Genomic DNA, 7,834 nt, shown 5'->3' on the forward strand with positions numbered 1-7,834 from the left:
GATAAAGAAAGAGCTTCTTATCAAGAGCTTGTGCATGGCTATGCAGAAGAACCGCTGGCCAGCCAAGACCTGCAGCTTGGTGATGAAATGTTTAATAATTTTGTGAAGGAATTTATGTGATAAAAAAACCGCCATTGGCGGTTTTTTTATTTCAAAATAGGATTAATAAGAAAAAATAATGCTTTATTCTATCTAGTGAAATTGTTAGTATTCATCTATTGTTTAATCAAATGGAAAGCTATATACTAAAATAATGTGTACCACTTAACAAAAGATATTTCTCACTTTAAATATGGTTTATTGTCGTTTTTGCTAGAAAAGAAAGGAGTTTTTCTGATGAATGAAGAGCAACGTCTTCAGGGACAGCAAGTAAAAGAGAAAAATCCAACGGACAAAAAATCCGAAAAGGATTACAGTAAATATTTTGAAACCGTCTTTTTACCGCCTTCTTTAAAGGAAGCAAAAAAGCGGGGGAAAGAAGAAGTAGCCTACCATAAAGATTTTAAGATCGACGAACAGCTTCGCTGCATGGGAGACGGGAAGAAGTTTTATATACGCACGTATGGCTGCCAGATGAACGAACATGACACAGAAGTAATGGCGGGCATCTTCATGGCTCTTGGCTATGAAGCAACGGATACAGTAGAGGATGCGAACGTTATCTTGCTCAACACGTGTGCGATTCGTGAAAATGCAGAAAATAAAGTGTTTGGTGAGCTTGGTCACTTGAAGCATTTAAAACAGCAGCGACCTGATCTATTGTTAGGTGTGTGCGGGTGTATGTCACAAGAAGAGTCTGTCGTAAATAAAATTTTAAAAACCTATAATCATGTTGATATGATTTTTGGCACACATAACATTCACCGCCTTCCACATATTTTAAATGATGCCTACATGTCGAAGGAAATGGTTGTTGAGGTATGGTCAAAAGAAGGGGACGTAGTAGAAAACCTTCCAAAAGTACGTCGGGGAAATATTAAAGCATGGGTAAATATTATGTACGGCTGTGATAAATTCTGTACGTATTGTATCGTTCCTTATACACGCGGAAAGGAACGGAGCCGACGCCCAGAGGACATTATTCAAGAGGTGCGTCATTTAGCTGCTCAAGGCTATCAGGAAATTACACTTCTTGGCCAAAATGTTAATGCTTATGGAAAAGATTTCGAAGACATAGAATACGGTCTCGGTGATTTAATGGACGAAATGAGAAAAATCGATATTCCGCGCGTTCGCTTCACAACGAGTCATCCGCGTGACTTCGACGATCATCTGATTGAAGTGTTAGCGAAAAAGGGCAATTTAATGGATCATATTCATCTGCCAGTTCAGTCAGGATCTACAGATGTATTAAAAATTATGGCACGCAAATATACGCGCGAACAATTCCTTGAGCTTGTTCGCAAAATCAAAGCAGCCATCCCGGATGTTGCGTTAACAACTGATATTATCGTCGGCTATCCGAATGAAACAGAGGAGCAATTTGAAGAAACCATTTCTCTGTACCGTGAGGTGGGCTTTGAGTCCGCTTATACGTTTATTTATTCTCCACGTGAAGGCACGCCTGCTGCTAAGATGAAAGACAACGTTCCGATGGAAGTGAAGAAAGAGCGGCTGCAGCGCCTAAATGCGGTAGTAAACGAATTGTCAGCTGAAGCATTAAAGAAATATGAAGGACAAGTTGTTCCTGTGCTCGTTGAAGGGGAAAGCAAGAACAATCCGGACATTTTGGCCGGATACACGAACAAAAATAAATTAGTTAATTTCAAGGGGCCGAAAACGGCAATCGGCAAAATTGTAAATGTAAAAATAACTGATGCAAAAACTTGGTCCTTAAACGGAGAAATGATTGAAGAACATCAATTGGCTGAGGTGGAGTAAAATGGCAAAGTATACAAAAGATGATATTCTCGCACAAGCAACAGAGCTGGCTAAAATGATTGCAGAAACCGACGAGGTTGCATTCTTTAAAGAGGCAGAAGCAAAAATTCATGAAAACCAAAAAGTGCGTGAAAAAATTGCCAGCTTAAAAAGCTTGCAGAAACAAGCGGTGAATTTTCAGCATTACGGCAAGACAGAAGCGTTAAAAATGGTCGAAGAAAAAATGTTGAAAATTGAACAGGAATTAGATGAGATTCCTGTTGTCCAGCAGTTTAAAGAATCACAGGTAGAAGTAAATGATATTTTGCAAATCGTTACATCCGCTATCTCCAACACAGTAACAGACCAGATTATTGAATCAACTGGCGGCGATTTGCTTCGCGGTGAAACAGGAGCCCAAGTTAGAAACAGCACGCCAGGAAGCTGCAGCTAATAAGTAGGCAAACGAAAGACATCAGCTCTCTATGCTGGTGTCTTTTTTATGACTAGAGAATATGAAAATCCACTTTCTCGGCAGTAGAGTTTTAGAGGAGTTATCTTTGCTTTTCTAACTTTTTATATGTTCTAGGCACATGTCTCGCTCTTGGTGCATATGATAGATAGAGAACAAGCGAGGAGGGACGCTCGGATGGCAGAATATAGAGAGATTATTACAAAGTCGGTTGTTGCTAAAGGCCGAAAATTTACCCAGACGCATCACACCATTTGTCCGCCACATCACCCATCGAGCATTTTAGGTTGCTGGATTATTAACCATGAGTATAAAGCAAAAAAGATGGGGAAAAAGGTAGAGGTTCATGGAACATACGATATTAACGTATGGTATTCGCATCATGACAATACGAAAACTTCAGTCGTAACGGAAAAAGTAAGTTATAAAGATGTTATTAAGTTGAAATATCGCGATGAAAATTGTTTTGATGATAATGAAGTGATGGCTCGGGTGCTGCAACAGCCAAATTGCTGTGAAGCGGTATGTTCGCCAAAGGATAATAAAATCATTGTTCAGGCTGAGCGCGAATTCTTGGTTGAAGTGGTCGGGGAAACAAAAATTTGCGTAGCGGTCCACCCTTATGGATGTGAGGATGAAGATTGGGACAGCGACATTGATGACGAAGACTATGAAGAATTAGATACAGCTTTTATAGAGAATAAAAAAGAAGATTAACGTAATGAGCAGGCTCTGAATACAGCCTGCTCATTTTTGTGGACTGCGTACGGCAGAGGGAGGGGAAATATGATATAATGTAAAGTTGAAAATAGACAGGTTTTCTTGAAAGGGATTGGACAATATATGGAACAATATACGCCGATGATCCGGCAATATTTAGCGATAAAGGCACAATATGAGGATGCCTTTTTGTTTTTTCGTTTAGGAGATTTCTATGAAATGTTTTTTGAAGATGCAACGAAAGCCAGCCAGTTGCTTGAAATTACGTTAACGAGCAGAGATGGCGGATCGTCTGCACGTATACCGATGTGCGGGGTGCCCTACCATTCGGCGGCTGCTTATATAGAACAGTTAATCGAACTTGGCCATAAGGTCGCTATTTGCGAACAGACTGAAGATCCAAAGCAAGCAAAAGGTGTCGTTAAACGCGAAGTCGTACAGCTTATCACCCCTGGCACCGTCATGGAAGGCAAGGGGCTTCATGATAAAGAAAACAATTATATCGCGGCTCTTTTCTGTGAAAATGAGGATATATACAGCCTGGCCTTTTGTGATTTATCTACTGGTGAAAGTCGAACGACAGCTTTAACGACACTCGATGAAGTACTGAATGAACTATCTACTTTACGGGCAAAGGAGGTAGTGACGAAGCAGGATTTGGATGAGAATGTAAGAAAGGCGTTAAAGGAGCGGCTTGGTGTTACGCTTTCTTATGAAGAGCAAACAGCTGCAAGGGATGAATTCGTGTCTTTAACCGAACAGATTACTGTTTCCGGAATGCAGCAGGCCGCCCATCTGCTGTTTCATTATCTGCACCGCACGCAAAAGCGGAGTCTCACTCACTTACAGCCAGTTGAAGTCTATGAAGTCCATCAATTTATGAAGATCGATTTTTATTCCAAACGCAATCTTGAGCTAACGGAAACGATCCGTTCGAAAAACAAAAAAGGCTCATTGCTTTGGCTTTTGGATGAAACGATGACGGCGATGGGCGGCCGGATGCTGAAGCGTTGGATTGACCGTCCGCTGATCAACCGACGACAAATTAATGAACGTTTGTCAATGGTGGAGAAATTGATACAATCTTTTTTTGAGCGCCAGGAAATCCGGGAGATGTTAAAGGAAGTGTATGACCTGGAGCGCCTTGCTGGACGGGTCGCTTTCGGAAATGTCAACAGCCGCGATTTGATTCAGTTAAAGAAATCCTTGCAGCAGATTCCACTGCTGAAGGATTTGCTGCTTAAAATTCAAAACGATGAAATTCAAGCACTCTCGAAAAATATGAATCCGTGTGAAGAGTTGACCGACCTTCTCGAACAAGCTTTTGTTGATAATCCGCCGTTATCTGTTAAAGAAGGCGGCATGATCAGAGACGGCTTTCATGCGGAGCTTGATGAGTATAGAGATGCAAGCCGCAACGGAAAAGATTGGATTGCCAACTTGCAGCAGGAAGAGAGAGAAAGAACAGGCATCAAGTCATTAAAGATTGGCTATAATCGCATCTTTGGCTATTACATTGAAATTACAAAAGCGAACCTTCATTTGCTTCAGGACAGCCGCTATGAACGCAAACAAACATTAGCAAACTGTGAGCGTTTTATCACGCCGGAATTAAAGGAAAAGGAAACGCTGATTTTGCAAGCTACAGAAAAGATTATTGACCTGGAATATGAGCTGTTCCTTGAAATCCGTGAGCAGGTGAAATCATTTATTCCTGAGCTTCAGGAACTTTCCAGACTTGTGAGCGAATTAGACGTGCTGCAATGCTTCGCTGAAGTCAGTGAGAAGCGAAAATATATAAGACCGGAATTAACGGAAAGCCGGGAGCTTTTCATTAAAGAGGGGCGCCATCCTGTCGTGGAAAAAGTCATGGATTCCCAGGAATACGTTCCGAATGACTGTTTCATGAACGGCGAGAGGGAAATGCTTCTTGTCACCGGTCCGAATATGTCAGGGAAAAGCACGTATATGAGACAGGTCGCTTTAACAGCCATTATGGCTCAAATTGGCTGTTTCGTTCCTGCACAGGAAGCTAAGTTGCCTGTTTTCGATCAGGTGTTTACAAGAATCGGAGCAGCGGATGATTTGATCTCGGGCCAAAGTACGTTTATGGTGGAAATGCTGGAGGCTAAAAATGCTATTACCCATGCAACGAACCAATCTTTGATTCTCTTTGATGAAATTGGCCGCGGCACATCAACCTATGATGGAATGGCGCTTGCTCAAGCGATCATTGAGCATATTCATGAGCATATCCAAGCCAAGACGCTGTTTTCTACCCATTATCATGAATTAACTGTTTTAGAGGAATCCCTTCCTCAGTTGAAAAATGTACATGTCAGTGCAATTGAACAAAATGGCCGTGTGGTTTTTCTTCATAAAATAAAAGAAGGAGCGGCCGATAAAAGCTACGGCATTCATGTGGCACAGCTGGCTGAGCTTCCTCGTGAGCTCATTGAGCGAGCAAATGAGATCCTGACGGAATTAGAACAGAAAGAACAGCCTGATTTACGAAAGCAGCCGAAGGAAACAGCAGAAGCAGCCGGCCAGCTCTCTTTCTTCAGCGAACCTGTTGCTGCTCCTCCTACGCCGCAGACAGATAAAGAGAAAAAGATTATTGAAGAGTTAAAGTCCTACGATTTACTGGAAATGACTCCTCTTGATGCAATGAATGCCCTCTATGCGCTTCAAAAGAAAATAAAGAGGTAGTCAGACAAAGAAAAGCAGGTGAAGCAAATGGGAAAAATTATTCAGCTGGATGATACACTTTCGAATAAAATTGCTGCCGGTGAAGTAGTAGAACGCCCTGCTTCTGTTGTGAAGGAGCTCGTCGAGAATTCAGTCGATGCTGGAAGTTCAGTTATTGAGGTTGACGTGGAAGAAGCAGGGCTGGAAAGCATCCGTATTCTTGACAATGGAGCAGGAATAGAGCCGGATGATGTATTGAAAGCTTTTTCCCGTCATGCGACAAGTAAAATCAAAGATGAAAATGATTTATTTCGCATTCGGACGCTAGGCTTTCGAGGCGAAGCGCTGCCGAGCATTGCTTCTGTATCCGAGCTTTCGATGACGACCGGAACGGGGGAAGGTCCGGGAACAGAGATCATTCTTTCGGGAGGGATTGTTCAGAAGCACGGTCCGGCAGCCAGCCGCAAAGGAACGGATATAAAAGTGTCTGGGTTGTTTTTTAACACCCCGGCACGTTTGAAATATATGAAAACGATTCACACCGAGCTTGGTAACATCACAGATGTAGTCAATCGGCTCGCTTTGGCCCATCCGGAGGTAGCCATAAGACTGCGCCACAATGGGAGAGAGTTGCTGCAGACAACAGGAAATGGAGATGTCCGCCAAGTACTTGCGGCGATTTACGGGTTAAATACGGCCAAAAAGATGATTCCTGTGGCAGCTTCCTCCTTGGATTTCCAAGTAGACGGCTGGATTTCGTTGCCGGAAATTACTCGCGCTTCCAGAAACTATCTTTCTGTCATGGTGAACGGGAGATTCATTAAAAATTACAGCCTGGCAAAAGCGATTCAGGAAGGTTACCATACACTGCTTCCAATTGGGCGGTATCCCATTGCTTTAGTGAATATTGTCATGGACCCGATACTAGTCGATGTCAATGTTCACCCTGCCAAGCTAGAAGTGCGTTTTAGCAAAGAACAAGAGTTACAGGAAGTTATTACAACTGCTATCCGTGAAGCTTTCCAAAAAGAAACGTTGATTCCTTCGGCAGCACCAGCAGTGAAGCAAGCAAAACCGCTTTCCCGGCAAGAGGAATTTTCGTTTGATGACAGCCGGAAGCAAGTGAAAACAGAAACTAGCTTTGAAAAAAAGTTTCGCCCTACTACATTGTCCCAGCGCGAATCGTTACTGCCGACGGATAAAATGAAAGAGTTGTATACGAAAGAGCTTTACGAAGTAAATGCTGATCAAGCGGACGATGACCATCCGGTGGAGTCGAAAGAAACAGAAGAGATCATTCAACAGACCGAATTTATACCTTCCACACCGACAGATCTCGTAGCAGAGACCTTCTCAGAAGAAATTGAGTATGAAACACACGAGATACATGAGACAACAGAAAGCAGATTGCCGCCTCTTTATCCAATTGGGCAAATGCACGGCACATATATTTTTGCCCAAAATGAAAGAGGTTTGTACATGATTGATCAGCATGCCGCCCAGGAAAGATTGAAATATGAATTTTTCCGGGAGAAAGTGGGACAAGTAGAAAAAGAATTGCAAGATATGCTTGTGCCCATCACGCTGGATTATTCAGCCGATGACTGTATTAAAATTACTGAACATCTGCACGAATTGGAAAGTGTCGGCGTGTTTTTGGAACCATTCGGTGAGAGAGCTTTTATCGTCCACTCCCATCCGCAATGGTTTCCTAAAGGAGAAGAACAGCAAATGATCGAGGGCATCATTGAGCAAATGCTGTCCATGAAAAAGGTTGATATTAAAAAGTTACGGGAGGAAGCTGCGATTATGATGAGCTGCAAAGCCTCCATCAAAGCGAATCATCATTTACGGAACGATGAGATCCAGCAGCTGCTTGATGATCTGCGACATAGCAGCGATCCATTCACTTGTCCGCACGGCCGGCCGATCATCATTCACTATTCCACCTATGAAATAGAGAAAATGTTTAAACGCATTATGTGATCGAAAAAAGGTCAGCCTCCCGAAAGGCTGACCTCAGTTTGTCGACAAAAGGGGTTCGGAATAGTCTTATTCCGAACCCCTTTTGATTTTTCGGTAGTTTTAAAGCCC

General features: G+C 42.6%; 5 protein-coding genes. All 5 read left to right on the plus strand.

The genetic code is table 11. From position 1 onward, the window contains the following. Positions 1-336 precede the first annotated feature (336 nt). The 5 genes from miaB (at position 337) to mutL (ending at position 7,726) form a co-directional block, all read left to right on the plus strand. On the plus strand, positions 337-1,881 hold the full coding sequence (gene miaB, locus ACH0BF_RS24770) for a tRNA (N6-isopentenyl adenosine(37)-C2)-methylthiotransferase MiaB (protein WP_406910499.1): 1,545 nt from the start codon (positions 337-339) through the stop codon (positions 1,879-1,881). 1 nt (position 1,882) lies between these two features. Next, entirely contained in the window at positions 1,883-2,314 is a 432-nt protein-coding gene (locus ACH0BF_RS24775) for a YlbF/YmcA family competence regulator (RefSeq protein ID WP_120037381.1), read from the plus strand. A gap of 195 nt (positions 2,315-2,509) precedes the next feature. Further along, on the plus strand, positions 2,510-3,049 hold the full coding sequence (cotE, locus tag ACH0BF_RS24780; protein ID WP_120037383.1) for an outer spore coat protein CotE: 540 nt from the start codon (positions 2,510-2,512) through the stop codon (positions 3,047-3,049). Positions 3,050-3,175: 126 nt separating this feature from the next. Next, positions 3,176-5,761, plus strand: a complete 2,586-nt coding sequence (gene mutS / locus ACH0BF_RS24785; protein WP_406910500.1) for a DNA mismatch repair protein MutS — start codon at positions 3,176-3,178, stop codon at positions 5,759-5,761. A gap of 27 nt (positions 5,762-5,788) precedes the next feature. After that, positions 5,789-7,726, plus strand: coding sequence for a DNA mismatch repair endonuclease MutL (mutL, locus tag ACH0BF_RS24790; protein WP_406910501.1), 1,938 nt, complete (start codon positions 5,789-5,791; stop codon positions 7,724-7,726). The last annotated feature ends 108 nt before the right edge of the window (positions 7,727-7,834 follow it).

It is taken from the genome of Pseudobacillus sp. 179-B 2D1 NHS (assembly GCF_045370945.1).
GTDB lineage: Bacteria > Bacillota > Bacilli > Bacillales > Domibacillaceae > Pseudobacillus.